Below are 26,169 nucleotides of genomic sequence, written 5' to 3'. Positions count from 1 at the left end.
ATCTTGACCCCCTAAGAGTTTGATTGCAACAGGAACTGAAGAACATTTGCTTTTAAAAAGAGCAAATAGATGGCTTCAAAACCTAAATCAATGGACACCCTACTGGAGGTTCTAAAGTTGGCCGAATTAGGCTACAAAATCAAAGTACTTGAACGGAATACAGGCGTAGCCCGTAACACTATAAAAAAATATTTGCGCCGTTTAAATGGTCGCAAAATCGACTCCTTGTCTCCATTGGAGCTTGCTGAGTTGCTTTATGAAAATGACTATACCGATCTTAAAAGTAAGCGTCATCAGCTACTTATTGAGCACTTCAAAAGTTGTAGCACAGAGCTCAAAGAGACTGGTGTAACCCGACAGCTTTTATGGCTTGAATACAAAGAATCACATCCTCAAGGGTATGAATATAGCCAGTATTGTGAGCATCTGCGCACCTTTCTTGATAGCAAAGATGTTGTGATGCATCTTGAACATATTCCTGGTCAGGAAATGATGATCGACTATGCCGGTGACAAAATGTGTTTTATTGACATGGAGACGGGCGAGATAATTACTTGTAATGTTTTTATTGCTACGCTCCCTTATAGTGGGCTTACCTTTTGCATAGCAACGGTACTCCAACGCCTCCAGGATGTGCTTTATGGAATCGGTGAAGCGATAAGGTATTTTGGCGGAGTGAGTAAAATAGTATTGAGTGATAATATGAAAACACTCGTCACACGCAGCAATCGGTATGAGCCTCTTTTTACCGACTTGTGTTATCAGCTAAGTGCCCACTATGGAAATGTCTTTCAGGCTACCCGTCCTGCCAAACCCCGGACAAGGCCATGGTAGAAGGTCATGTCAAGATCGTTTATCAGCAGGTATATGCACCACTTCGAAAGAGAACATTTTATTCCCTGAAAGAACTCAATATCGCTCTACGGGATCACATTGAAAAGCTCAATAACAAGCCCTATAAAAATAGTTCGCAATGTCGCTGGTCCATCTATCTGGAAAGAGAGAAAGAATTTATGATCCCAGTCCCGCAAGCGGCTTTTGTAATGAAAAACAAAGTAACGCTGAAAGTACAACGCAATTATCATGTTCAGTTGAGCGAGGATCATCATTATTATAGCGTTCCTTACATACATGTAGGCCAGAAGGTGGACGTATTATATGATCAGCGAACCATCGAGATCTACCTCAATCACAAACGCATCGCCATTCATCATCGTACAGGTCAGGGCAGTTGTTATCATACGCAAGGGGAACATATGCCACCCAACCATCAGCATGTGGCCTCTCAACGCGGGTTTACCCAAGACGAATTTTTACTTCGGGCCGAGAAAATCGGACCATCAACACGAGTGGCTATCCAACTCATCCTTCAATCATCCTTCTACCCTGAACAAAACTTTAAATCGTGCAATGGAGTACTCATGCTGGTGAAAAAATATGGTGCAGAACGAATAGAGGCTGCATGTAGCAGGGTTTTAAAGGGCAGTCGGGTGAATTACACACTTATTAAAAACATACTGCTTAACGGCATGGATAAACTTCAGGATACACCATTGCAACAAGCTTCACTCTTCCATGAAAACATACGAGGTTCACAACATTATCAATAACATCTAAAAACATGAACACATCAGAAACACTACATCAACTATCAGAACTAAAACTACGTGGCATGGCCATGGCCTATCAAGCACAACTTGATCTGCCAATGGATCAACACCTGGAGGCCCATGAAATGGTTGCCCAGCTCACTCATTCAGAATTATCTTCCAGATCGCAGGAGCGAACATCCTATTACCTTAAATTGGCAAAGCTGCGCATTCCCGCAACACCCGAACAAGTAAAATGCAGTTCCGCACGTAACCTGACCAAGCAACAGTTGGCGGTACTCATGCAAGGCGATTACATTAAGAACGGTCAACCTGTTTTGATAACTGGTCCAACAGGATGCGGAAAGAGTTATCTGGCTTGTGCTTTAGCTCATCAGGCTTGTCATCAAGGTTATCGAACACAGTACTATAGCATGACTCGATTCATTGAAAAATCACACTATCCAAGTTGGATGGGTCATACCTAAAATTACTCACTCATCTGGATCGGACACCTCTTATCATTCTTGACGACTTTGGCATACAACCAATCGATCAAAATGTTCGGCTGACACTACTCCAAATGCTGGAAGATCGTTACAATAGAAGGTCCATCATCTTCACCTCCCAACTACCGGTCGCCAAATGGCATGAATATCTTAATGACCCTACTGTAGCTGATGCCATCATGGATAGATTGACTGCAAAAGCAGTCCGCCTAGACCTAAAAGGAGAATCATTACGCAAAATGGAAGCGTAAACTGACAAAATGTATCTTTGTATTATTAATCCCATCGTTCTTTTGTTCCTTCGTAATCTAAGCTTACCTCAGGGGGTCAGCTTCGCCGGAATAGGGGGTCAGCTTCACCGGAATATCCAATGAGCTAAATCTGACGAGATTGGGAGGATTGCTTCGCTGGGAGAAGGGGGGGGAGATTCAATGCGGAAGTTGGAGGACAATTTTTCGTGAAACTTCAATTTATCCTCGATCCTTAAAATACTACGAGATTATTTGAAGGATTGCTAGTTGAGCCTGGACAGCCTTAAATTTGACAGAATTCCCTAGGATTCAAAATCAATTTCTCCTAAATAAAATCACCATTTAGACACCCTGGTTGAGTACCTACTTAATCATTTACAACAAATTTAACCCCTCGTTTAAAATTTTCCTCCGGAACAATAATCTCTAAAAAATAAATTCCATTGACAAGGCCGTATGGATTTAAATTTATAGAACAGCAATTATTTCCGGAAATCATTCTGCCCATCGCATCATACAAAAAAAGTTTCGCTTTTCTAGAATATTCGAAAGCATCAAATTCGACACTTAAATATCCGTTTTTAATAATGACTTTTGGGTTGGGAGGTTCAATATTTACATCATTAATGCTTGTAATAATAGAATTAGGGAAAGTTACCATGTAACCAACAGGATTAACACCACAAGAATCAAAAAAACCTGATGCAAAAATGAAAGAATCTAAAACAGATACATAACCGAGACCATAATTTAGATTACATGTACTACCAAGTGGTTGCCAATTTAGTCCATTTAAAAGTGCAAAATTTGATAAACTTACAGTATTGTTAAAATCAGCAGAAAAAGCGCCTGAAACGAGTATTTTTCCATTGTATGTATGAACATATCCAACCGGTCCATTTAACCCACCACCGATATTGTGATAATTTGCACCATCATAACCTGTAAAAAAATTTCCGAAAGTAGTGCTAGGATAATCAAGCCCAATATATAACATTGAATCTGTTGCGAGCATTCCATACAATCGTGTTACTGGCCATTGACCAACTGGTTTAAAAGTCCAGCATAAGGTGTCCATAATTAATAATCCAGTAGGAAATGAGACAGGAGTTCCTAAACATGTATCTTTAGTACCAGCATTTTTTGCCATATACAAATTTCCCTTAAAAGATTCTATATTACAGGTTGAACAGTTAAGTTCAAAATAATGAAACAGCACGCTTTCAATATAATTTCCATTATACTTGGCTAAATCAGCATATCCCATAGGATGGTAAAAGTTGGGATAAGCCAAAAAATCACCACACAAATATAGATCTCCATTATGGATACACATATCTTGAATACTGGGTACCTGACCTATGGCATGTGATTTATCATCATAATGACTCAATGTGTCAACAGGAACCCAATTCGCACCATCCCATTTTGCGATAGGTGCTCTCAAATGAACACTGCCCGAACTATCAAAAGCACCAGCAGCAAAAAGTTCCCCATTGAATCTTATAATTGAAGTGACGACCCTATTAAAACCGTCCCCCATGGGAAACCAGTTTACCCCATCATAAGCAATAATATTATTAGCGTCAACATTAAACAGAGTATCAAATCTACCACCTAAAATATAGGTGGACGTTACAGAATCATAATATGTGATTCTTACAGATTCAAACTCTGTTGTATCTACTGTTGCCCAAGTCTGAGACTTACAATTGTCAATCAAGGAAAAAATCATTACCACCAGAAAAAATAAGTCTTTCCTGGTGGTAATCGCCAACTGGATGGAATTAAAGCTTAATAAACTTTTCATTTTTAACTTTCCCATTTTCATCTGTTAAATTTACAATATAAACACCCGGATTGAGTTTACTAACGTCTATAATGTTTAGTGGATTTGACAAGGCTTGATTTAATACTCCTCGTCCGTTTAGATCTAAAATGAACATACGAATTGAAATTTCTTTTGATGAAACAACAGTAACATTTAATAAATTGTATGTTGGGTTTGGGAATAAATATGCCATATATGATTCACCTTCCACAAAAGTATAAGGATTTCCAATGCGTTCTTCACTCTCCTCCACTAATACTGGAGGTTCGTAAATTGAATCATTTAATAATGTTAGTAGTCCCCTTGAAATTGCTGCAGTTTTAGTAAAATTGTCTTTGTTGGTATATAGTGCTTCAATTATCTGATTCGCTCCAAATAAGTATGTTCCAGATCTTTCGTTTATCGTATCTAATGTATGAATAAAACTATAAAAACCTTCATCTAATCCTAAAGTATCCAAAGAATCCAACATTAATTGTGCATTGGTAAAATCGCCATTTAAAAGATATGAATCATGCTTTAATAAATAACCTGACTGATTATTAAGAAGTGAAATGCAGGTATCAGCAAAAAATGCTTGGTACAAGGTATCATCAGAACTAGAACAAGAATTTAAATACTGTGAAAGATAAAATTCTCTCATGCTTATTGCATTGTCTAACCCAGTGATTATTTCAAAAGCCTCATTGCCCCCAGTCATATAATATGAAACCGTATCCACTATTGCTCCTGCATATTCAGAATTATTACTACAAAAAGCTAAATAATTATATAATCCAGAAGTTAATTCACAATTTTGAATAAAGAGTGTTTTTATTTGATTAAGAAGTCCTGCTTCAGCATACTCTTCGATGTGATCAAGAATTGCAATTAACAAATTCTGACTTATATAAGGAGATTCATTAATGATATCTGCTAATGTTAAACTATCTAATTCAACTGATCTGATAATATATTCCAAATCACTGCTTAATCCTGAATTCAATTCATTTTCGTAATCGGCAATTTCCTCATCATAACTTGCAAGTATGGCTCGCAACTGGGAGGTTGAATTCCCGGCAAAAGGAGGACAATCAGCATCTTTATCAAAATCTAACGTACATAAAGTATTATTTACCCACGTGCTTGTAGAACAACTTAAGACTGCATCTGCATTTAAATTACTTGACGCATAATTAATAATAGACAGAGGCTGAGGAGATGCTTTAACTTTTAATTCCAATCCCATTCCCCCGCAAACATTAGAATAAAATCTATTTCTAGAAGTCATAAAAGTATTGCCGCATGTACCTTGGTTTTCACCAATGCCATGTGATGTTCCTGTTGGACTAAGATCTACAGAAATCTCATCTAATACTTGATTATCAAAATCATTACAATTAATTAAAAGCCCATCATTTATAAAGGGACCATCATTGTCATCAATAGCATAAACAGCTACCTCTTTAAAACCATCAAAAACATTGTTATAAATATAATTTAATGCATTGCCTGAATTGACTGCTTGAATACCATAGTCAGCATCCGCAACATTTTCTGACTCAAAAATATTATCTTCAACCAAATAATATGGTGAATTATCAAGATATAACCCCCATGTTGCAGTTCCAGCACTTCCTAATGGTCCTCTGGCAGGAACTTCAATATTGTTTTTTGAAATGTTTAAAAAACTGATATTACTGGCGTAAATTGTATTATAGCATCCTATAAAGTCATTATTATTAATGATTAAGGGATTTAAGGAATTAGAATTTGCCGCATATATTCCATAATACATGTTTTCAAAACTATTTCGATCTGAACCTAATGGAACAACTGAATATCTGGAGTCGACTGAAATAATTCCAGCTCCTCTATAATTTTGATTATAATAAACACTTTCCGAAACGGTATTCCTGAATGTATTTCCTTTAATGGAAATTCCATGTACATCATACATTGTTATATCTGCATAATGATTTTTGTATGGATTGAGTAGAAGTCTGTTTACTTCAAAAGTACAATTGTGAATATAACTCAGATTGTTTCTAGCTTGATTAAATCCAGGTCTAAAATTATGGTAAGAAAGGAACTGAAAACCCCTCTTATTATTGAAAAAAGATGAATTTTCTGCTCTGATGATTCCTCCTGTTTTGTCCCAATCCCAATTACCAGTGTTAGGGTCATATTTAATTGTAGTTGCAACATCATGAGCATCGCTTACTTCAGCATTATTTTTAAACTCAACCACGCCTTGGGTGGTTGATATAAACGGGAGTTGACTTGCATATCTATCGCCCCAAACTTCTATGCCATCCCACATATTACATACTGAACTAATTTTACCACCATCGACATTCAATTTTCCTCCTTCTTCAACAAATATTTTAGAGTTCTCCGACATAACTAAGTTGCATGTTAAATTCATTACTCCTCCTGACTTTATTCTTATGTTTTTATAAACTCTAATATCAAAATCCCAATCTTCTGCAGTGGTGATTTCAAATTCTCCTCCATAATTTACATCACATTTTACATATTTTCTCACACTACTCAAAGCTAATGCCCTATGCATCCATCCCATTTGAAGTGCGCTTGTGTATCTACAATCCTGCTGACTACCCATGAGATCATTGGATGCACCAGTGGGAAATGGGCATAAACTACTAAGGGGAGGAGTCACACTACTATATCCAAATAAATCCCATAAATAATCTTTGTGTGACTCAGTGCATGTTGTAGGTCCGTATGAATGATATAGACCCAAATTATGCCCTAATTCATGAGCAAGTGACGCCGCTGTGCTAAAATCACCAACAGGATTACCTCCAAAATATTTGTTATATATTATGATACCAGTATTATAATTCATATTAGTAAAACTTGGAAACATGGCAGCACCGCTTAAGTTGCCGACATTTGAACCAACAAAAAAGATATTCATTTGATTCATTTTATCAGGATCAATTGAATTCAACCAATTAACACATGCACTTTGATTAGTTGCTAAAAACATAGTAGCATCCTTGTATTCATAAATTCCAGCCACTTCGAAACGAATTCTTGTATCGTCAATAAATTGCGGGGTTACATTAGGCGGATTGAGATTATGCACCCAGTGGTTTGAGTAAAACGCAGTATTAACCCAGCCCATTATACTGTTTAAGCGATTTCTATCGACCTGTGCTTGTTGTGGGTTCAATGAGTTCCAAGGATCAAAATTCCCAAGTCCATTAGCATCTTGAATAATAATTAAATTCACCAATACTGTTTTAATTGGATCAGTTACATCTGGAATGTGCCAACTATTCTGATTATATTTAGTGGAAAATGCTGTAGAATTGTTTGTGCAAACTGAACTTGTAGAGGGCGCAGCTTCCACAGCATCGTTCATCCAATAATTTTCCCATGTATAAGGTTTAAGTACCGAACCAATTGTGAAATAACCAAAATTATTGATAGAGTCTACTGGTGTTATATTTGCAATTGAAAAATCTCCAGAGTAATTTATTGAATCTAAACTTGTCCACACTAATGAATCCCATTTTACGACGCGAAGATCTATTGGGTTATTAAGTTCACAATCATCCCACCTCCAATTAAATGAAGCTTTAATTTTAGAATTTCCAGCCAATCTATTTAAATACCAAAACCTACAACTGCTGATATATTCCAAAGTGCTGTCTATTAATGTATCTATGTTTTGACCTTCACTTATATACTTACAAATAAAATTATCATTCTGAGATTTTTGTCCGTCTATATAGATTGGATAATATTTGCCATTTTCACCAACAGGGAATTCAAATCCATACCTGCCGATTTTACTCACCGAACCTTCAACATATCCAGAATCACTAGTTCCAAATACTTTACCCAAAGAATCAATAACTAATAAATTAGAATCTGAAGCAGTTAAAATACCTTTTATGAACTGCAATGTATCAACAATTGTGAAGGTAGTATCATAACTCACATATCCACTTGCCTTATTAACTTTAAGTTTATTTAATGTAATTGGGTAATTTGAATTTATTGTTTGATTCGAACTTCCATTAAATATAGACCATCCGTCACCGGAAACAAAACTGATCTTACTACCAGTTAATAAGATATTGGAATTAAAATAAGTATCTCCTGTATAACTGGGTCTAATTTGTCCAGTACTTGTGGTAGTAAATCTCACATTGCCATTAAACGTATCACCTACATCATTTGCAAGCCTCCATTGCGAGGTACTAGTATTTATAAATTCTGAAGGGCCATTAAACACATTTCCTCCTCCGCTTAATGATGCGGAGTTTCCTGTTTTAGTCAATGTAAGCGAATCATTAAAAATTGTATGTTTAACAACAACTGAAGAGGCTTGGCCATTAACTGTACCCTCAAAAAATGAATATTGAATATTCAAAACAGCATTTCCGCTTAATGTGAGACTAATTGGGTCATCAGACTGTTTAAAGAACTTTCTGAGAGCAAGTGTCCCATCACTAAAGCCACCTAATCCAATATTTAAAGTTTTTGAACTTGCAAGGAAAGTTGTATCTCCATCAGCTGCTCCAAAATTAATTCCACCGCCGGAAACAGTGGAAGAAACAAAGATATTTCCATTAAAATATGATTTCATTTTTGAGGCAACAATTTCTTTGCTCGCATTACAATTCAAATAAACAGTACTATTAAACGTATTACCATATGTATCGGCAAGTAAAAAGAACCCACTACCGCTATTTATAAAAGTCACCGTATCATTAAATACATTATTGCCTTGTCCAACGCCAGAAGTTGTTCCTGTTTGTTCGAATACACTTTTATAATTAAAAGTACTTCCGTTTAGTTGAATATCACTACAAATTGCATCCACTTGCACATCAAAAACTGTACCTTCAAACGTAGCACGAGAACCACGAGGCTTCAATGCTAAAGCAGCAGAACCACTAATAGTACCGCCCGAAAATTTTGCAAGACCGGTTGAAATAGTAAGGCTGTAAGTACTTAAGTTTAAGGTGCCGGAATTAATTGTAAACTTTTTAACCGTTGTGTTTGCTCCAAGAACCGGGTTGTTCGTTTGATTAGATATTGAAACAGTATCATTTGTACCAGGAGTTCCGCTAGGACTCCAATTAGAATTTGTATTCCACGAAGTTGAAGTTGCCCCTGTCCAAGTATAAGAACCAGCGTATAGGTTACTGTTAAACGATATAAATCCAAGCAGGAATAATAGATAAATTTTAGCTATTGATTTCATAATAATATAGTTTAAAAGATTTAGTTCACAACAATTTCAAAATAATTAGACCAAACTCCGGAAGTGTTTTTTACTCGGACCTTTGCAAAAAAAGTAGATGTTAAATCTATATTGTCACATACAAGCTGCTTTAAATTCCCACTTAGACTAGAATAGCTACAATTAAAAGGTAATGAATTGCTTCCAATACAATTTACCTCCAGATTAATCAAATTACTCTCTAAAGGTGTTGATCCAAGATTAAATTCAATTTTCTCTATATTCGTCAATCCCTCAAAATCAACTATCCATTTACAATTAGCTTTATTTGCAAAAGCTTGCGAATTGGTAAAATTGATTGAGACATCAGTCAGGTCATATTGTTGCGCGACTGAATTTCCTACATTAAACATTGTTAATGTTAAGAACAATAGAATTAGGGTCTTTTTTTTCATAAAGCATTTAAATTGATACTAGTTAAATAATATGTAGTTTAATTATACATTAAGACATTAAAGCGAATGACATAATCGATCTGTCCTATTTACTTCACCAAACCAAAGGTTTATTTAATGATAATCAATTTTACCTTAAATAGAATCTCACCTCTTACATTACTGCATAAATAACACTAAAACGATTGCTTTGAACAGAACTTAAACTATTGACACCAAAATTATTCGACTAAACGCTACTCTGTAAAAAGCAAATGTAAAATGAAAAATTCATTGAATCATCATGTTTGAAAAAATTAATATGTATTGAAAACCAATTCTTTACGGATTAGACCGGACAATCTCAATTCATTGGCTGCATTAGAGAATTCCATCAATGTAAATCCCAATAACTATCGAACATATTATCTTTTAGGACTAAAAAAAGAAAAGTATGTTGCCACCATCCAGCTATTTGAACAGGCTATCAAATACAAGTCCAACTATGCCGAATCCTATTCCGGTCTGGCTGAATCCTATATGAAGAGCGGTCAAATAAAAAAAGAGATCGCGTTTCCGCAAAAGGCGTATCTGCTAAAACCACAGTTGCGAGATAAAAAGTTTTAATCACCCCCCCACCCCTCCTTCCACTCTCGCCTTAAACTCACAAAATAAATGCAAAGAGTGATGAGTTGGGTGAGTAATAAACCGATGAGAACTCCTGCAAGACCGAAGGCTTTGATGATGGGATAAGCGGACAGGATGCTGAAGGCGCTGCTGGCGATGAATGAGATGAAGATGAGGCGTGTGTTTTCTAAGGTACGGATGGCATAACGCAAAGGATAACCCATGAAGATGATGACATATAAGCCGCAGAAACCAAGTAGCATGTATTGATAGCCGATGAACTCCGCACCGTAAAACATGAAGATGATTTGCTTGCTGAAGAAGGCGATAAGCGCCAGCAAGGATAAGGTTAAAAATCCCATGCGCAAGGTGAAGCCCTTAAGGTAGTTGAACATTTGTTTTTTCCCGCCTGTGCGCAGATGACTTGCCGCCCGTATCGGAATGATGTTTTCCATGGCAAGAAAGAGCACATGCGTAATGCCGACAATGTTCTGGGCCATGCGTGTGGCTCCTACTGCAATTGGTCCGATGATGGCACCGGCAGCGATGATGAACAGATTGCCGCTAAACCATTGGAGGAGTGCCGTAGCCGTTAGCCACTTGCTGAAATCCCAATGTTCCAGGACAGATGCTTTTATTAATCGGGTATTGAATCGCAATTGATCCAGCGACCAGAGTCCTACCAACGAGGCATAGAGAAAGAAAACCGCCGTGAGCAATAAGACGAACTGTGCATCCATGGTGCGTACAAAGTGAATGGCAAATGCGCTGAGCAAGACTCCACCATAAGCAATGGCATCAATTAAAAATGATTTATACGGTTTCCCAATGACAAAGAAATAACGACGAAAGAAATCCTGCAATAAAAAAGAGAATACCGCGAGCGGGAAAGCAAGAATGATACTTTGTACTTTCCATTTATCTAAAATATAACTCATGACCACTACCGCCATGAATGCCAAAAAACCCATGAGGGCGGCGAATAATAGCTGCTTAAATACGAGAGTCTGCAAATAGGCCTTCTGTACCTCCGCTGTTTTTTTTCCACTTAGCGTTTGCATGGGTGAAATGATGAAGGGCTGATTGATACTGCTTGCAATCAACACACCTAACCAGGCGATGCTGTAAATACCAAATCCTTCTAAACCCAGATAACGCGCCAGTACCACACTTGATAAAAAATTCAACCCGCTCACCAATGCCTGATCAGCATAGATAATGGCCGTTCCGCTGCGGAGGAACTGTTTCGGGCGTGTGAGACTTATTTGCATAAAATCAGCTTACCACATAAACAGGTTCGTCAGTTGCGCGGGTACTTTTTTTCCTTTGATGGTTTTCACTTTTGCCGGCGAAATGTATCCGGTATGATTGCGTTTTTCTTTCATGGCATTGAGGACATAGTACACTTCCTCGAGACGGTATTCTTCTTTTACCATTTCCGCATTCGCTACCAACTCGGTACGATCGCTATCCGCTCTTACTACATATAAGTTCAGATCGCTCCACTTCATAAACGGAATGGCGTCGGTGTACTCTCCTACTTCAGGGGTATCGATGATGACAGCGTCGTATTGTGTGCGTAGTTCGGAGATGATTTCTCTGGTGCGCGTGGTAGCAATTAAATGTCCGATAGGTTTATCCGATTCTCCTGCTGAAACTACATCCAGATTCGGAATGGAGGTCAACTGTATGGCATCCTGCAGCGAACTTTGGTGGAGATAGATTTCCTTCATTCCATTGCTGTTGCGGGTATCAAACCATTCTCCCAAACGAGGAAAGTGGGTATTGAGATCGAGGAGAATGACTTTTTTATCCTGAGCAGCAAGTGTACGTGCCAATTGTGCAGCGATGAAGGATTTGCCTTCACCTTTGCGGGTACTCGTCACCGTTATGACCAGTGATTGGTCCATCGGCTTGTTCATCAGGATACGTGTACTCAATGCGGTGAATGCTTTGTAAGCCGGTTCATCTTTTTTAAACTGTTGCACTTGTCCGATAACCGAAATAGTAGAATCTTTACCCAAGTCTTCCGGAGTGTTGACAGAAGGTTTGGTATAATGACGGAAGTAGGCAAGTACAACGCCAAGGATGAGTCCGAGGAAGAGCGCCACACCCCAGATCACATCTCTCCGTGGCGCAACGGCTTCGATCGGAACATCGGCAGATTCTAAAATGCGATTGAAGGAAACATTTACCTGTTTGGTGATGATGGCTTCGGTGCGCTTTTCGATGAGAAAATTATATACTTTTTCGAAGAGGAAATAATTTCTATTGAGCTCCTGTAAGGTACTTTCCTTCTCCGGAAGCCCTTTGAAGGTGGCTTTCTGATCATCGATGGCAAGGTACAAGTCATCCTGCTTCAGCAAAAGTTTGCGTCGGGTATTGTTAATGCTCTCCACCAAATACGCTTTCTGCTGAACGATTTCTGCTTCAGCACTTCGCACCCTGTCATTATCGGCGGTATATTTTCGCATCAGGTCATCGCGCTCCCGCATTTTGCCGTTTAGGCGACTGACACTTTCTGAAAATAATTGATCGATAACAGTTCCATACTCAGGGCCGGAAAATTTTATCTCCTTATTTTTTCGCAGATAGTCACTCATATTCTCCAATACAGTCAGTTGCATACCGATATCGACTTTCTGAATTTCAAGTTGCCCCAACGTTTTATAGGTCGCTTCGGTTTCCTGCGCAATATTTACAATTTCATTTTTTATCCGATAACTTTTTATCGCATCTCTGGCTGCTTCCAGTTCACGGCCTACGATAGCGATCTGCTGATTAATGAAATCGACAGTGTTGCCTGCCAGGTCTTGCTTATCGGCGATTCCCTGACTGATATACGTTTCAGCAATGGCATTCACAAGCAAGGATGCTTTTTCCGGAACCGGATGCGTATAATATAACTTAACAATATTTACATCTTTGTCAATGGCCTTCACCAGGAATTGCGGGCCCATCAATTTAGCCGAGAGTGCGGAGCGGGAATACACAGTAAAACTCCAGGGCTCATTCATCTTGCTGCGATGGTACTTCCATTGCTGCTCATCTTTCTTAATGGTCACACATAATCCCTTCTCACATAGCGGCTGACCGAACTGACCTTCCTTCTCAATCGAACGTCCTCCCGACTCATAGCTGATTTTAAATTTCTCTCCTGTATCATATCTGAAATCAAAAGAAAGCGATCGGAAGGAAGAGTCGGCGATAGTGAAATCAACATAGAAAGGAGCGGCATGATACACTTCCTCTTTCTTCAATTCACCCTGACGATAATATTCAACATAGAAATCCAGACGGTCGAGGGCTCTTTCGAAAAGGGAGCGGGACTTTAACACCTCCACTTCTGTTTGAACTTTCGAGTTAACTTTAAATACGTCAAAGTCGCGGTATAAATTACTGCCCGACATCCCATCATGAGCATCTTCAATGCGCAAAGTAGCCGTTGACTGGTACTGAGCTGTGGCCATATAAAGGTAACGCGTAGCCGCAATTCCGGAGAGGAGGATGCAGATAACAATCAGATACCATCGCTTTTGCAATGGATAGAGGATAGACTGGAGTGAACCTGGGCTGCGCATGATTAATCGTTTGATACACTATAAACCAGTGCTAATGCTGTCAGCAGACTGGCGAGAGGAATAAGTTTGGAAGCAAAGCGGTCGAAGGCTTTGTTCCGGCCGGGAGGAATATAGATGACGTCGCGCGGGTAGACGAGCGTTTCATTGTTGATGGCTTCGGTCAGATTTATTTTAATTGTTTCCGTTCCGCGGATGATTTTGATTTCTGTAGTTCGTGCATAGTCCGTGAGACCATTGGCTTTTCCGAGCATGTCAACGAGGCGGGCATGGTCGGTATGGAAAACATAATTTCCCGGGCGCTGTACTTCACTGAGTACGGTCACCTGATTGTTCAGCAAGCGCAGATTCAACACCGGCTTTTGAAGGAACTGACTATAAAGGCCAATTAATTTCTCTTCTGCTTTTCGAAGTGTCAAGCCATCCAGATTTACCTTTCCTACTTGCGGAAGATTCACTTCACCTTTCTCATCAATCATCAGCCATTTTCCGGATTCTTCAGGCGAATTGTAAACGGTATGTATGGAACCTACGCTCAAATCGTCATGACCCCAGATGCTCAATGAGATTTTATCACCAAAGCTCAGTGTTTTCTCCACTGCCTGAACGTTAGTCTCCTGTTTAGCACCGGGCTTGGCAGCCGTCTGGTACAAGGCATAGCGGTTACAGGAACTAAATAGCAGCAGCATGATCATCCCCGAAACGAAGAGGAGGGCTGCTTTCAGAAAAAAATCGGTTTTTACTTTCATGGTGGTTTTAATGATTGATTTCCGCTTAACGGTACACTCTTATCACAATTAAACTGTATTGTGCGGAAAAGGGTTTCAATTCATGAAATAACATTACGCGATCGCCTACAAAGCAGCAGGCATATAAAACACTATAAATAGTTAATAATTAATTATATACATCAAAATGGCTGTTGGTTTTTCCAGGTCAGACAACGTAAAAAACGGATAAAGGTTTCAGCAGTAAAGACTTCATTTTACCCGAACCTTACAGCATTTCCCGGAAAAAATGCACCGGTTTAGACGCAAAAAAAGGAGCTCATGTAACGATTACATCAGCTCCTTTTTCCATGTATTATTTAATAATGCCCCTATCGCTCATCCCGGAAAATAAAGAGCGCGCTACCCTTCACAGCACCAATCAATGCTTCACCACCCATCTGGTATTCCGTTGCTGACCACCGGTTTTCAGGACGCAATTATAAATACCTGCGGGCAGTGAACGGGCATCGATTTCAGCTTTATAGCGGCCGGCATTCATCTCTTGCTGAAGTACCTTTTGCACTAAAACACCTTGAACATTATATACATTGATCTCTACTTCACCTTGTTCCTCCAATGAAAATGGCAATAATGAAATGCCGGAAGCGGGATTGGGTTGAGGGCTTGACAGATCCAGTCTGATCACGTCGGATTCTTCTCCTATACCCGTGCTTGTACTGAGGAGGATATCATCTATCTGCACAAATGAACCTACAGTTGCTAAACCCGCCAATGAAGAAATCGTCAGGCTTAGTGCTGCCGTAACAGGTGTTCCTCCAATATTAGTGATGGGCACCACAGCCTGCACATATACATTTGAATTATTTGCTGCCGTAATTGTTCCGGATCCTCCACCGGTTGTACCGGAAGCGGCATCGTAAAAGATCGCTGTTCCACTGAAGAAATCACTTGCAAGCAGATCCGCCTTATAATAATACCTTAAACTACCGTAAGACTGACTCACAGGGAAGCCTGCTCCTCCGGCATTGCAAGTCAGCAGACCGGGAAATGGATTTCCAAATGCAGATAACACTTCCAGTTTTGCAGCTAATGACCCCCCATGTGCATCGCTTGTTTGGGTAACCGGAATAGCTGTTCCCACTACATTATTCGTGAGCCAGTTATTCGGATTAACTTGCGTCCATGTTTCCATTCCCGGATTAGGGACGGGATTTTGTGCGAGTGCAAATAGAGGAAGGCTTAAGCAGAGATTGAGTAAAATTGATTTCATGGTGATATGATTTAGAGTGGAATATCTTGCTAAAACTGTAATTCAAAAGTACTATTCTTAATGCATCCTCAAAACATTTTTTCATGCTATCTCCCGTTTATTCTCCTCTCTCCCTGCTGAAAAGCAGGTTTTTTAACAATTGGGGCAGGAAAAGACCTTATTTCAGGTGATAAAGCTGCGCTGAAAAGCCTTAATTTCGTTGCCCGAACCATGGAAGTAAAAATCATTAATCAATCGGGCCATCCATTGCCTGCTTACGAAACGATCGCCTCAGCGGGGATGGATCTTCGTGCAAACATAGAGGAACCGGTCATGGTTTCTCCTCTGCAAAGAGTAATCATACCCACCGGATTATTCATCGAATTGCCTGTCGGTTGCGAAGCTCAGGTTCGTCCACGCAGCGGCCTGGCCTGGAAGCATGGTATTACCGTGCTCAACAGTCCGGGAACTATTGATGCCGACTATCGGGGCGAAATCAAAGTGATTCTTGTCAATCTCAGCCAGGAACCCTTCGAAATAAAGAATGGAGAGCGAATTGCCCAAATGGTTATCGCAAAACACGAAAGAGTCGAATGGTCGGAAACCTCTGATTTACAAGACACAAGCAGAGGAGCAGGCGGATTTGGCTCCACAGGTCGATAAGGCATCTTCCGCATTAGCAGATTTCTAAAAACATCATTGCTTTCGAATTATATAAATATCGCTTGAAGAAAAACAGCTCAATTCACTACTCACGCAACTAAACCCTCTATGAGAATTATTGTTCCAATGGCCGGCATGGGCAAACGCATGCGTCCTCACACACTTACTACACCGAAGCCGCTGGTACCTGTGGCCGGGAAACCGATCGTCCAGCATCTGGTAGAGGACATCATTCGCATGTGCAATCAGAAAGTGGAAGAAATCGCCTATGTAGTGGGACATTTTGGAGAGGAGGCAGAGAAAAATCTGATCAAAATTGCAGAAGATCTGGGCGCAAAAGGAACGATACATTATCAGGATACTCCTCTGGGAACTGCGCATGCCATTCTTTGTGCCGAATCGGCTCTTCGCGGTCCGGTCGTGGTAGCTTTTGCAGATACACTCTTCAGTGCTGATTTCCGCATGGACGCTGACTGCGATGGTGTTATATGGGTAAAGCAAATAGAAGATCCCCGTCAATTTGGTGTGGTGAAAACAGGTGCAGATGAAGTCATCACTGATTTTGTTGAGAAGCCGCAAGACTTCGTTTCTGACCTCGCTATTATTGGCATTTACTATCTGAAAGATGGAGAAAATTTACGCAACGAACTCCAGTATTTGATCGATAATAACATCAAGGATAAAGGGGAGTATCAGTTGACCAATGCCCTCGAAAACATGAAGGCCAAAGGAAAGCGACTCAAAGCCGGAAAAGTGGATGAATGGCTCGATTGCGGAAATAAGGATGCTACCGTATTTACTAACCTGCGTGTACTTGAAATTAAATATCCGAACAATCACATCTCCTCCACGGCCAAAGTGCACAATAGCATTGTCATTCCACCCTGCTATATCGGCGATGGTGCGGTGATTGAGGCTTCGGTAGTGGGACCGCATACCAGTATCGGCGCGCACAGTAAGATACAGCAGAGTCTGGTTAAAAACAGTATTGTCCGCGACCACAGCACGATAAAAGAAGCAGCCATCAACAATTCACTGATAGGGAGCCACGTTCATTATAAAGGTGTTCTCCGTGACTTAAGCATGGGTGACTACACCACCGAATCATAACAATGAAGCATATACGAAATCTTTACCTACTGCTCCTTTTGCCCTTGTTGTTCCTGACAGCATGCGGGACGACTAAAAAAACTTCAGGAAGCAGTGCGGCCGCTCCGAAGCAAGGAGGGAGCAATCTCAAGGAAACCGACAAGATCAACGCTACTTATGCATTTTTTGAAGGGCAAAAGGAAAAGGTCACCGGTAATGAACAGAAGGCAGTAGAGAAATTCGCGCAATGCTTACGGATAGATCCAAAAAACCATGCAGCCATGTTTGAGCTGGCGGCGATCTATAATCAAAAATCAAAAATCAGTGATGCCCTCTTCTTTGCAAAAAGTGCGGCTGAGCTGGATCCGAAAAACGAATGGTATCAACTTTTGCTTGCCAATACCTACGAAAAAAGCGGCAAGTTCAATGATGCAGTTGTCATCTATGAACAGCTCTACAAATTACATCCCGACCGTGTAGAATATCTTTTCAATGCTTCTGATGCCTACCTCATGCAGGGCAAACTCAACGAGGCGATTAAACTTTACGATAAGATTGAAGAAAAAATTGGAGTGAACCGGGAGATGATTCAGCAAAAGCAGCGGCTCTACCTGAAGATGGGAAAAGTGAATGAGGCAGCGGCTGAGCTGGAGAAGCTGATTCAATCGGAGCCGGGAAATCTTGATAATTATTCACTGCTGGTAGAACTCTGGCAAGTCAATAATCAACCGGAGAAAGCACGCGCAACTATCAAGAGAATGGAGGCGATTGATCCGGACAACCCTGGTATTGCGCTTGCCCTGGCGGAGCAATTCCGCAGTGAAGGCGATCGCGCCGCATCCTTTGAACAACTTAAAAAGGCATTTGCTTCTCCACAGTTGGCAAGTGAAGTAAAAATTCGAATTCTTACCAGTTATCTTCCCTTGGTGGAGACGAGTCCTGAGATGATGGATCAATCGTTAGAGCTAAGTAAACTGCTGAGTCAAACTCATCCGGCAGAAGCCAATCCACAATCCGTTTACGCTGACTTTTTAAATATCAATAAACAATACAGTGAGGCGCGAACATTATACAGAGCAAGTTTAGCTATCGACAAGAAAAATCTGCAGGCCTGGCAACAATTGCTGATCATAGAATCAGAGTTGAGAGATTATGCAGCGATGGAGCAGGAAGCGGAAGAAGCACTGGGTCTCTTTCCGGATCAGAGTGTATTGTATCTCTTCAGTGGCATTGCTGCCAGTCAGAATAAAAATTATGAAACGGCAGCGAAGAAATTGTTGAGTGGAAGTAAATTGGTCGTGGACAATGACCAGCAGCTCATGGAATTTTATTCGAATCTGGGAGATGTTTACGATAAACTGAAAAAATTTGAAGACTCGGATAAGTACTACCAGAAGGCGATCAACATAGACGGGAATAATGTGTATGTTTTAAACAACTGGTCGTATTACCTGAGTCTGAGAAATGAACAACTCGAGAAAGCCGCCGAAATGTCGAAGCGCTCGAATGAACTCAGTCCGAATAACCCTTCCTTCCTCGACACTTACGGTTGGATTCTATACATGCAGGCGAAATATGCTGATGCGCTCATCTGGTTAGATAAAGCGATAGTGGCGGGAGGACAGGAAAACGGAACTATTCTCGAGCATTATGGAGATACTCTTTTCCGACTCGGAAAAATAACAGAGGCGCTCGAATACTGGACACGCGCAAAGAAGACCGGCGATCATACGGAACTTCTTGATAAAAAAATCAACGATAAAAAACTCTATGAGTAATTACCGGTGGCTGCACATGCTGGCAGTCATTATTATGCTGACGGCCGCTTCATGTAAATCGAGGCAGAAACTTCCTGCAGTTCCCGGAACGGCTGTCCGACCCATGGAGAATGAATCGGTAGCGGAACTCATGAATCGACTTGACTCCTCTGCTTTTAATGCGAAATGGATAAATGCAAAGGCCAGTGTCACTACCATTCAGGAAGGCAGTGAAACATCCTTCAATATTTCCTTAAGGGCAAAGCGTGACAGTATCATCTGGATTTCCATCTCTCCCCTATTGGGTATTGAAGTCGCAAGGGTGATCATTACAGCCGATTCAGTAAAATTCCTGGACCGTTTGCACAGCAAGTATCAGGTAAACACTTTTGAAACCATCAACAAGCTCCTGCAACTGAAAGTGAATTTTGAAATCGTACAGGCACTGATGTTTGGTAATTTCTTCGCGTACAAGAAAAATGAAAATCGCTTTAATTCCGTTTATCTGGAAGATAAATATTATATCCTGAGTTCTCTCAACAAGAAAAAACTGAAACGTTCTCTTGAAGAAAAAGATCTGAACAAGCCGGTGATACAGGATGTTTATATTAACAGCGGGTATTATAGAATAATTAAAATGTCGGTAGAAGATCAGAAAATCGGCAAAACTTAATTGACGGAGTATGATGATTTCCGGATAACAGATGCCGGACAGTTTCCCTTTAAATCGAAAACAAAAATTACTGCCGAAAAAGATTTTGAAATACAAATCGAATACGGAAAATTAAATGTAGGACAAGAGCAGGAGTTCCCCTTCACGGTTCCTTCCAACTATGAGCGCGTTCGTTAAGAAATTTTCTATTCTACTTACTATCCTGTTATTGATGACGGGAAGCACTCTTTTTGCTCAAAACAAAAAGGAGCTTGAAAACAAAAAAGCCAAACTTCAAAAGGAAATCGACTTCACCAACAAGCAACTGAAGATTGTTGAGAAAAATAAAAATGCAACAGCGGAACAACTCAGTGCATTGAGAAAAAAGATTCAATTGCGGGAAGCTTTGATCGGAACCATCAACTCGGAAATATCAGTCCTGGGTGGGGAGATTGCTTCTACCGGTAAGGAAATAAATAATCTGGAGGAACAACTGCAGCAACTTCGAAATGAATATGCGAGCATGATCCGTTACGCCTGGAAGAACCGGAATGTCTATCAGCAACTCATGTTCGTTTTCGCCGCCAATGATTTCAATCAGGCGTATAAGCGCATGAAATACCTCCAGCAATATGGAGAATACCGCAGACAACAGGCAGATCAAATCACCAACACGCAAAACCAACTCAACGGAAAGAAAACCGAACTGGAACAACGCAAGGAGGAGAAGACAAGTCTGAGAAACACGGAACAAAAGCAGAAAAGCACATTACTCAAAGAAAAGCAGGATCAGGATAAATTACTCAAGAACCTCACCGATCGTGAAAAGCGACTTCGCAAAGAATTAGCCGATAAGCAAGCGGCAAAACAAAAGCTGGACCGGGCCATCGAAAAAATTATCAGAAAGGAAATAGAAGCTGCGAAGAAGAAAGCTACTGCTGCAGGAAAGAAAAATGTTACTAACAGCAACGTCTTTACGTTAACTCCTGAAGCCGCGAAACTTTCAAACAGCTTCTCCGGAAATAAAGGCGCCCTGCCCTGGCCTGTGGAACAGGGAATCATCACAGGAACTTTCGGTGAACATCCGCATAAAGAATTTAAAAATATTGTCATAAAAAATAACGGCTTAGATATTCAATCGGCAAAAGGTGCACGTGCCCGCGCTATTTTTGAAGGAACTGTGAGTGGTATAGTTTCCATCCCCGGTGCAGGGAAAGCCGTTATCATCCGGCATGGCGATTACTTAACAGTATATTCCAATATGGAATCGGTATCCGTTAGTTCCGGAGACAAAGTCAGTACCAAGCAAGCTATAGGTACCATTGGCACCTCTTCCGAAGAATCAAGAGGAGAAATTCACCTGGAGATCTGGAAAAACACCTCGAAACTGGATCCTAAAGTTTGGCTGGCGAAACGGTAGTAATGACAGGTCGCGACCTGTCACCCACAGAATACGCCGTCTCAGTAATGACAGGTCGCGACCTGTCATTAGAAGCCGGTGACAGGTCGCGACCTGTCATTACTACACCAACCCCTGATTAATCGCTTTCGCCACCGCCTCCGTCATGCTGGCGACATGAAGTTTTTCGTAGATATTTTTCATGTGTGAACGAACGGTTTCATAGCTGATATGGCAGGTATCTGCAATCATTTTATAACTCATCCCTTTCACGAGGCAACTTAAAACTTCCTTTTCTCTGTTCGATAAATTATAATCGGGAATGATCTTGCTCACCACGGGAGGGGCCTGCAAAAATCCGAGCACCTTTCGGGCAACGGAAGGACTCATGGGTGAACCACCCTGATACACTTCGATGATAGACTCAAGGATGCGTGCGGGCAAGGTGTTTTTCAAAATATAGCCCGAAGCACCTGCACAAATGGCATTAAAGACTTTATCATCATCTTCAAAGGAAGTCTGCATCAGGACATTTAACTTCGGAAATGATTTTTTAATCATCTTGACGGCTTCAATGCCATTCACCTTTGGCATTTCGATATCCATCATGACCACATCGGGCTCGCTGGTGTTGATTTTATCCTCCAGATTTTCACAATCGGTATAGGCTCCGCAGAGAAAAAATTCCGGTGCATCCTCGATAAGAAGAGACATGGAATCGAGGAAGAGAGCATTGTCATCGAAGATGGCTACACGAACGGACATGGATTGCTTTTTTTTCGTTGGAAAGATATTAAACAAAAAGAATTATTTGCCTGCTGATACCTTTTGAAATAAATATACATACAAAGGACGAAGATCTGATCCATGCAAACAATCCCCTTATTTGGGGATTTTAAGAGATACAACCGTACCCGAACTATCAGAATGTATAAAAATTATTCCTCTTGATTCTTTAGCTCTGTTTCTGATATTCCGAAGTCCGTTGCCTGATTTGACCTCGTCCGGATTAAACCCGCATCCATTGTCGTTAATATTCATCATCCACGCCCTTTTCATCCTCTTCCAGCTCCACACTAACGCGCGTAGCACCGGAGTATTTGGTGCTATTGTTTATCGCTTCCTTAAATATCATAAAAATACTTTTTCTTGCACCGGGGGGTAGTTCGCCTGATGGATTTACTTTGGTAATATTAAAATCGAATTCAATACCTTTTGATTGAAGAAGCGTGCTGGCAAAAGATTCCATCTTGGCAATTAAATGACGGTTATCATCATTGACAGGATTGATAGCCCAAACGATGTCACTCATAGTATTCATCGTTGTGCGGGCATTGGTTCCGATTTGCTCCAGTAATTTCGCTGCCCGTTGATGATCGCCCAGACGCAACTTTTGTGCAGCGGAGTCGCTGTAAATACTGATGCTGCTAAGTGTGGCACCGATATCGTCATGCAGATCCGCAGCAATACGATCTCTCTCCTCAATATTCTGGAGAATCAAACGACGTTTCTCCTCTGCTTCCTGGTGTAGTTTTTCCTGAAAAATGCGTTGCTCCCGCTCCAGCAGGCGCGCTTTAATTACCAATCCGGCATTAAAAACAATCATCTCCGCAATCACTCCAATCATGGTCAACTCCAACGGAGTTACAGGCAGCGAATCATAAAGCCATTTCGAATACGTAGCGAAGTTGGCGACCAAACTCGTGAAAAGTGCCAGAACACTTCCGGCCACCAGAATCCTGGAAAGTATGTTCCTGAGTAAATAGACTTTAAAGATGAAGTAAACAGAAGCTATCAGTAAGGATATCAATCCAAAAAATAAGATGAATTGAAAAATAGCAAATGATGCATTTAAGTAAATACAAATGAACAGCAAGATACAAATCATTAATACCCCTTTCTCCGCTACTTTAATCTTCCTTGCCAGCTTTGGCTCATGCTTTTCGATTTCACAATAATGACGGGCAAAACGGTAATAAAAAAAGTAGGGTATATACAGCAGTATATTACTTCTTACAAAATTGGTCGACGGAAAAAAAGTAAAAAAGATGTCCCAGTTTAAGGCAAGTTCATATTTGGATAAATAATACATTCCGATGCTGAATGCGTACAGCAAATAATATAGATATTCAATGCGCCGGGTGTAGAGTCCCTGTACTCCGATAAAAAGCACTTGAAACAACAACATGCTTAAAAAAATGACAGCTATAGTAATCGTCTTTCTTATCTTGAAATAAGCATAAACCGATTCCTTCAAAAAATCTTCTTCTGTTGTTACTAAAACAAATAAATCATCATAGGCAATAGGTTTTAAAGTAGGAACCATTTTAAGAATAACGTGAACCACTTCCTTTCTACCAATATATACCTCTGTTGTCCGTCGTTGTGTATTTAACTGATGGTCGGAATTATTGATATTACGTCCGGCTATCTTCAGGCTATCGCCGGCAGGATATTTTAGAAGAAAGAGTAAAGAATCGGACAAAGGAGGTTCAAGGACAATTTTACGCTTCGTGTCGGATGTATTGCTCAACGAAAAACTAATCCAGATGACCTCATTGATTTCACCATTTTCCTTTAAGGAGTCCAACACGGAAACAGGACTTGCACTTTTGTAATTCAAAAAATTGCACTTCCCTCCTGAGTCAATAAGTATCAATGGAGCTGAAATTTCAATTCCCGCCACTTTGGAGAAAAAACGAGTAGAAAGAGTGTCAGCAAATGTCAAAGTTGGCAATAAGATCAGTATACCGCTTAAAGTCAGACGGATAGTTTCCGACAACGAACGAGCAAACATCTCCCACCATTTCATTCTTCAACTAAAATAGTTTAAAAACTTCGAATAGCGAAATCCCTATTTTCGGGGATTGGATTTTTGAAGTGATGTCATCATTTTTGAAGAGGATAAAACTCACCTCCCCCACCAAAATAAGTTATGAAAACTCAGCGCGTTCCCCGGCTCCTCATCGTTTTTCTAGTTTTAATTTACCAAAACCTCCCGGCTCAACAAGCGGCCAAGGAAGAAATTAAAGCAACAGAATTTTCTGTTCCCGTCTCTCCTGCCTTCGCTTTGATGGGGGCCGATCCCGCTTTGGTATCCATGCCGGGCGTCCTCCGCGACTTTAAAGTGGATTGGTCCTTTCGATCCTACCGCTTAAGCCCTAATATTTCTGTGGAAGCTCAACCCATCTTTCTCTTTGCGTATGACCGGCCGGAGTTAACCGCTTACCGTAAAGCAGGAAGATTCATGAGGCAATTATCTACCCTAAGTGTTTCCTTGGGAACTTTACAATTAGATACCGTTCGAATTGTGGCCTATGCCCTTAAAATGAACTTGTTCCGAAGCAGAGACCCCTTAACGGATTCCTCATACATGAGCCAGGGAATGCAGGAAGTTCTGGCTCAGGAAAACGCGCTTAAACAACAAATGGAAGAGATGAAAAAAGGGCTCGATACCATCACAGATACCTATCAGCGCATTCAAACAGAAAACCAGATCCTGAATACAGAGTCGCAGATTATCAACATGAGAGCCAATACCCGCGCAAGGGTAAAAGAATTGAGAGAAATGTACCTGAGAAGTTACTGGAATTCGGCTTGTATTGATTTGGCTTTCGGACAGTCCTATAGTTATATCAACGAAAGTCTGGATAGTCTCGACCTCAGCAGAAGAGGATATGGTATTTGGATTACAGGAGGCGTCGGAGCAGGAAAAAAAACTTTCTTCAGCGGACTGGTGAAATATCAGAAACTCACTGATACACAAACCGGACAGCAATACGGTATTAATTTCAGATATGGCAGTAATAAGTTTCGTTTTTTTACTGAGGCGATATATGAGAAAACCGAGGATAAACTGGTCAATGAATTACAAGAGAAATTTAAAGTGGTTAATGAAGGATTCATCTTTGCATATGGAGGGATCTGAAAATAAATAACAATGTCGTGCTTGGATTTTCTTTGCGTACTGTGTACAACAGCGATTTAAAATTTGTCAACCTGATTCCGGTGGCAAATATTGGTTGTTTGATGCGATAAATACCACCACTATTGGGGATTGATTACAGTTACGTGAGTACCGATCTTTGTAGAGTCAATTCTATATAGACTTCTTTGGTCGGAAGTAATATATACTTCATCACATTTTAAAAGCGCTGTTCACTTGGGTTTGGGTGTTCAGCGCTTCTTTATTTAGGCTATTTCTCATATTTCCTACTGACCAGGAAAATTAAGTTTTTATATATAGTATTGATTATTAAGTATATAAAGCAAGGGTGTTCATCATTTATCTTCAATTTGCAATTAAAATGAATATCTTTGTATTGTAATAAATTGAAAATGAACTTAACAATATTACTTGGATTTCTTGGAGGCATGGGAACAACAGAAATTATTATGATAATTGTGGTTATCCTCTTGTTTTTCGGAGGAAAGCGCATACCGGAACTTGCAAAAGGACTTGGCAGAGGTATCAAAGAATTCAAGGATGCTTCTAAAGGAGTAGCCGGTGAAGATGAATCAAAGAAAATAGAGGAAAGAAAATAAAAAAATTTCTTGTTAAAAGAGGCTGTCTTATTACCGGACAGCCTCTTTTATGTTTTTAA

General features: G+C 40.2%; 21 protein-coding genes and 1 pseudogene. 13 read left to right on the top strand and 9 right to left on the bottom strand.

Annotated features, from left to right (window positions below; translation table 11 throughout):
• Window positions 1-117: 117 nt before the first annotated feature.
• The 3 genes and pseudogenes from IPJ86_15690 to IPJ86_15680 all read left to right on the top strand — a co-directional run bounded on the left by IPJ86_15690 (window position 118) and on the right by IPJ86_15680 (window position 2,349).
• Complete coding sequence (locus IPJ86_15690) at window positions 118-834, top strand: transposase (protein MBK7888664.1); 717 nt, start codon at window positions 118-120, stop codon at window positions 832-834.
• Window positions 828-1,610: a hypothetical protein gene (locus IPJ86_15685; GenBank protein ID MBK7888663.1), complete on the top strand. Its 783-nt coding sequence runs from the start codon at window positions 828-830 to the stop codon at window positions 1,608-1,610. The genes IPJ86_15690 and IPJ86_15685 overlap by 7 nt, the downstream gene beginning before the upstream one ends.
• Before the next feature lie 11 nt (window positions 1,611-1,621).
• Window positions 1,622-2,349: pseudogene (locus IPJ86_15680) on the top strand (ATP-binding protein).
• Window positions 2,350-2,716: 367 nt separating this feature from the next.
• Here the strand turns inward: IPJ86_15680 and IPJ86_15675 are convergent.
• Genes IPJ86_15675 through IPJ86_15665 form a run of 3 tightly spaced genes read right to left on the bottom strand, consistent with a single transcriptional unit; the run spans window position 2,717 to window position 9,841 of the window.
• Window positions 2,717-4,174, bottom strand: coding sequence for a hypothetical protein (locus tag IPJ86_15675; protein MBK7888662.1), 1,458 nt, complete (start codon window positions 4,172-4,174; stop codon window positions 2,717-2,719).
• The gene (locus IPJ86_15670) at window positions 4,137-9,407 is read right to left on the bottom strand and encodes a T9SS type A sorting domain-containing protein (GenBank protein MBK7888661.1); all 5,271 of its coding nucleotides are present in this window, start codon (window positions 9,405-9,407) and stop codon (window positions 4,137-4,139) included. Before IPJ86_15670 ends, IPJ86_15675 begins: the two co-directional genes overlap by 38 nt.
• A gap of 20 nt (window positions 9,408-9,427) precedes the next feature.
• Window positions 9,428-9,841 carry a hypothetical protein gene (locus IPJ86_15665; GenBank protein ID MBK7888660.1) on the bottom strand — a complete coding sequence of 138 codons (414 nt, stop codon included), beginning with the start codon at window positions 9,839-9,841 and terminating at the stop codon, window positions 9,428-9,430.
• 306 nt (window positions 9,842-10,147) lie between these two features.
• Here IPJ86_15665 and IPJ86_15660 point away from each other — a divergent pair, with 306 nt between their 5' ends.
• The gene (locus IPJ86_15660) at window positions 10,148-10,447 is read left to right on the top strand and encodes a hypothetical protein (protein MBK7888659.1); all 300 of its coding nucleotides are present in this window, start codon (window positions 10,148-10,150) and stop codon (window positions 10,445-10,447) included.
• Here the strand turns inward: IPJ86_15660 and IPJ86_15655 are convergent.
• The 4 genes from IPJ86_15655 to IPJ86_15640 all read right to left on the bottom strand — a co-directional run bounded on the left by IPJ86_15655 (window position 10,444) and on the right by IPJ86_15640 (window position 16,026).
• Window positions 10,444-11,718 carry an oligosaccharide flippase family protein gene (locus IPJ86_15655; GenBank protein ID MBK7888658.1) on the bottom strand — a complete coding sequence of 425 codons (1,275 nt, stop codon included), beginning with the start codon at window positions 11,716-11,718 and terminating at the stop codon, window positions 10,444-10,446. The genes IPJ86_15660 and IPJ86_15655 overlap by 4 nt on opposite strands.
• Before the next feature lie 9 nt (window positions 11,719-11,727).
• Window positions 11,728-14,028 carry an AAA family ATPase gene (locus IPJ86_15650; protein MBK7888657.1) on the bottom strand — a complete coding sequence of 767 codons (2,301 nt, stop codon included), beginning with the start codon at window positions 14,026-14,028 and terminating at the stop codon, window positions 11,728-11,730.
• Between the two features lie 2 nt (window positions 14,029-14,030).
• A complete protein-coding gene (locus IPJ86_15645) occupies window positions 14,031-14,774 on the bottom strand; it encodes a polysaccharide biosynthesis/export family protein (protein ID MBK7888656.1) in 744 nt (247 codons plus the stop codon).
• A 400-nt stretch (window positions 14,775-15,174) separates the two neighbouring features.
• Window positions 15,175-16,026: a T9SS type A sorting domain-containing protein gene (locus IPJ86_15640; protein MBK7888655.1), complete on the bottom strand. Its 852-nt coding sequence runs from the start codon at window positions 16,024-16,026 to the stop codon at window positions 15,175-15,177.
• Between the two features lie 210 nt (window positions 16,027-16,236).
• Here IPJ86_15640 and dut point away from each other — a divergent pair, with 210 nt between their 5' ends.
• The 7 genes from dut (at window position 16,237) to IPJ86_15605 (ending at window position 21,708) form a co-directional block, all read left to right on the top strand.
• A complete protein-coding gene (gene dut, locus IPJ86_15635) occupies window positions 16,237-16,668 on the top strand; it encodes a dUTP diphosphatase (GenBank protein MBK7888654.1) in 432 nt (143 codons plus the stop codon).
• A 108-nt stretch (window positions 16,669-16,776) separates the two neighbouring features.
• On the top strand, window positions 16,777-17,778 hold the full coding sequence (locus IPJ86_15630; protein MBK7888653.1) for an NTP transferase domain-containing protein: 1,002 nt from the start codon (window positions 16,777-16,779) through the stop codon (window positions 17,776-17,778).
• Between the two features lie 2 nt (window positions 17,779-17,780).
• Window positions 17,781-19,535 (top strand): tetratricopeptide repeat protein, encoded by a 1,755-nt coding sequence (locus tag IPJ86_15625; protein MBK7888652.1) that lies wholly within the window; start codon window positions 17,781-17,783, stop codon window positions 19,533-19,535.
• Window positions 19,528-20,187, top strand: a complete 660-nt coding sequence (locus IPJ86_15620; GenBank protein MBK7888651.1) for a DUF4292 domain-containing protein — start codon at window positions 19,528-19,530, stop codon at window positions 20,185-20,187. The genes IPJ86_15625 and IPJ86_15620 overlap by 8 nt, the downstream gene beginning before the upstream one ends.
• Complete coding sequence (locus tag IPJ86_15615; GenBank protein MBK7888650.1) at window positions 20,188-20,364, top strand: DUF4292 domain-containing protein; 177 nt, start codon at window positions 20,188-20,190, stop codon at window positions 20,362-20,364.
• Entirely contained in the window at window positions 20,348-21,586 is a 1,239-nt protein-coding gene (locus IPJ86_15610; GenBank protein ID MBK7888649.1) for a peptidoglycan DD-metalloendopeptidase family protein, read from the top strand. The genes IPJ86_15615 and IPJ86_15610 overlap by 17 nt, the downstream gene beginning before the upstream one ends.
• Window positions 21,568-21,708, top strand: a complete 141-nt coding sequence (locus IPJ86_15605; GenBank protein ID MBK7888648.1) for a hypothetical protein — start codon at window positions 21,568-21,570, stop codon at window positions 21,706-21,708. Before IPJ86_15610 ends, IPJ86_15605 begins: the two co-directional genes overlap by 19 nt.
• Here the strand turns inward: IPJ86_15605 and IPJ86_15600 are convergent.
• Both IPJ86_15600 and IPJ86_15595 read right to left on the bottom strand, forming a co-directional pair.
• Window positions 21,689-22,330 carry a response regulator transcription factor gene (locus IPJ86_15600; protein MBK7888647.1) on the bottom strand — a complete coding sequence of 214 codons (642 nt, stop codon included), beginning with the start codon at window positions 22,328-22,330 and terminating at the stop codon, window positions 21,689-21,691. The genes IPJ86_15605 and IPJ86_15600 overlap by 20 nt on opposite strands.
• A 265-nt stretch (window positions 22,331-22,595) precedes the next feature.
• Entirely contained in the window at window positions 22,596-24,362 is a 1,767-nt protein-coding gene (locus IPJ86_15595) for a hypothetical protein (GenBank protein ID MBK7888646.1), read from the bottom strand.
• A 138-nt stretch (window positions 24,363-24,500) separates the two neighbouring features.
• Between IPJ86_15595 and IPJ86_15590 the strand changes: the two genes are divergently transcribed.
• The gene (locus IPJ86_15590) at window positions 24,501-25,493 is read left to right on the top strand and encodes a hypothetical protein (GenBank protein MBK7888645.1); all 993 of its coding nucleotides are present in this window, start codon (window positions 24,501-24,503) and stop codon (window positions 25,491-25,493) included.
• 410 nt (window positions 25,494-25,903) lie between these two features.
• Window positions 25,904-26,110: a twin-arginine translocase TatA/TatE family subunit gene (tatA, locus tag IPJ86_15585; GenBank protein ID MBK7888644.1), complete on the top strand. Its 207-nt coding sequence runs from the start codon at window positions 25,904-25,906 to the stop codon at window positions 26,108-26,110.
• Window positions 26,111-26,169 lie beyond the last annotated feature (59 nt).

It is taken from the genome of Bacteroidota bacterium, from assembly GCA_016713925.1.
Taxonomy (GTDB): domain Bacteria; phylum Bacteroidota; class Bacteroidia; order AKYH767-A; family OLB10; genus JAJTFW01.
Note: the sequence above shows the minus strand (reverse complement) of the source record. Positions and strands in the feature narration are given on the sequence as shown.

What these genes read in the sequence shown, in the direction of transcription:
- IPJ86_15655 (MBK7888658.1), bottom strand. Translation starts at nt 11,718, where the DNA reads ATGCAAATAAGTCTCACACGCCCGAAACAGTTCCTCCGCAGCGGAACG.
- IPJ86_15610 (MBK7888649.1), top strand. Translation starts at nt 20,348, where the DNA reads ATGAGCGCGTTCGTTAAGAAATTTTCTATTCTACTTACTATCCTGTTA.
- IPJ86_15600 (MBK7888647.1), bottom strand. Translation starts at nt 22,330, where the DNA reads ATGTCCGTTCGTGTAGCCATCTTCGATGACAATGCTCTCTTCCTCGAT.
- IPJ86_15645 (MBK7888656.1), bottom strand. Translation starts at nt 14,774, where the DNA reads ATGAAAGTAAAAACCGATTTTTTTCTGAAAGCAGCCCTCCTCTTCGTT.
- IPJ86_15670 (MBK7888661.1), bottom strand. Translation starts at nt 9,407, where the DNA reads ATGAAATCAATAGCTAAAATTTATCTATTATTCCTGCTTGGATTTATA.
- IPJ86_15685 (MBK7888663.1), top strand. Translation starts at nt 828, where the DNA reads ATGGTAGAAGGTCATGTCAAGATCGTTTATCAGCAGGTATATGCACCA.
- IPJ86_15625 (MBK7888652.1), top strand. Translation starts at nt 17,781, where the DNA reads ATGAAGCATATACGAAATCTTTACCTACTGCTCCTTTTGCCCTTGTTG.
- IPJ86_15595 (MBK7888646.1), bottom strand. Translation starts at nt 24,362, where the DNA reads ATGTTTGCTCGTTCGTTGTCGGAAACTATCCGTCTGACTTTAAGCGGT.
- IPJ86_15640 (MBK7888655.1), bottom strand. Translation starts at nt 16,026, where the DNA reads ATGAAATCAATTTTACTCAATCTCTGCTTAAGCCTTCCTCTATTTGCA.
- IPJ86_15630 (MBK7888653.1), top strand. Translation starts at nt 16,777, where the DNA reads ATGAGAATTATTGTTCCAATGGCCGGCATGGGCAAACGCATGCGTCCT.
- IPJ86_15650 (MBK7888657.1), bottom strand. Translation starts at nt 14,028, where the DNA reads ATGCGCAGCCCAGGTTCACTCCAGTCTATCCTCTATCCATTGCAAAAG.
- dut (MBK7888654.1), top strand. Translation starts at nt 16,237, where the DNA reads ATGGAAGTAAAAATCATTAATCAATCGGGCCATCCATTGCCTGCTTAC.
- IPJ86_15665 (MBK7888660.1), bottom strand. Translation starts at nt 9,841, where the DNA reads ATGAAAAAAAAGACCCTAATTCTATTGTTCTTAACATTAACAATGTTT.
- IPJ86_15590 (MBK7888645.1), top strand. Translation starts at nt 24,501, where the DNA reads ATGAAAACTCAGCGCGTTCCCCGGCTCCTCATCGTTTTTCTAGTTTTA.
- IPJ86_15620 (MBK7888651.1), top strand. Translation starts at nt 19,528, where the DNA reads ATGAGTAATTACCGGTGGCTGCACATGCTGGCAGTCATTATTATGCTG.
- tatA (MBK7888644.1), top strand. Translation starts at nt 25,904, where the DNA reads ATGAACTTAACAATATTACTTGGATTTCTTGGAGGCATGGGAACAACA.
- IPJ86_15675 (MBK7888662.1), bottom strand. Translation starts at nt 4,174, where the DNA reads ATGGGAAAGTTAAAAATGAAAAGTTTATTAAGCTTTAATTCCATCCAG.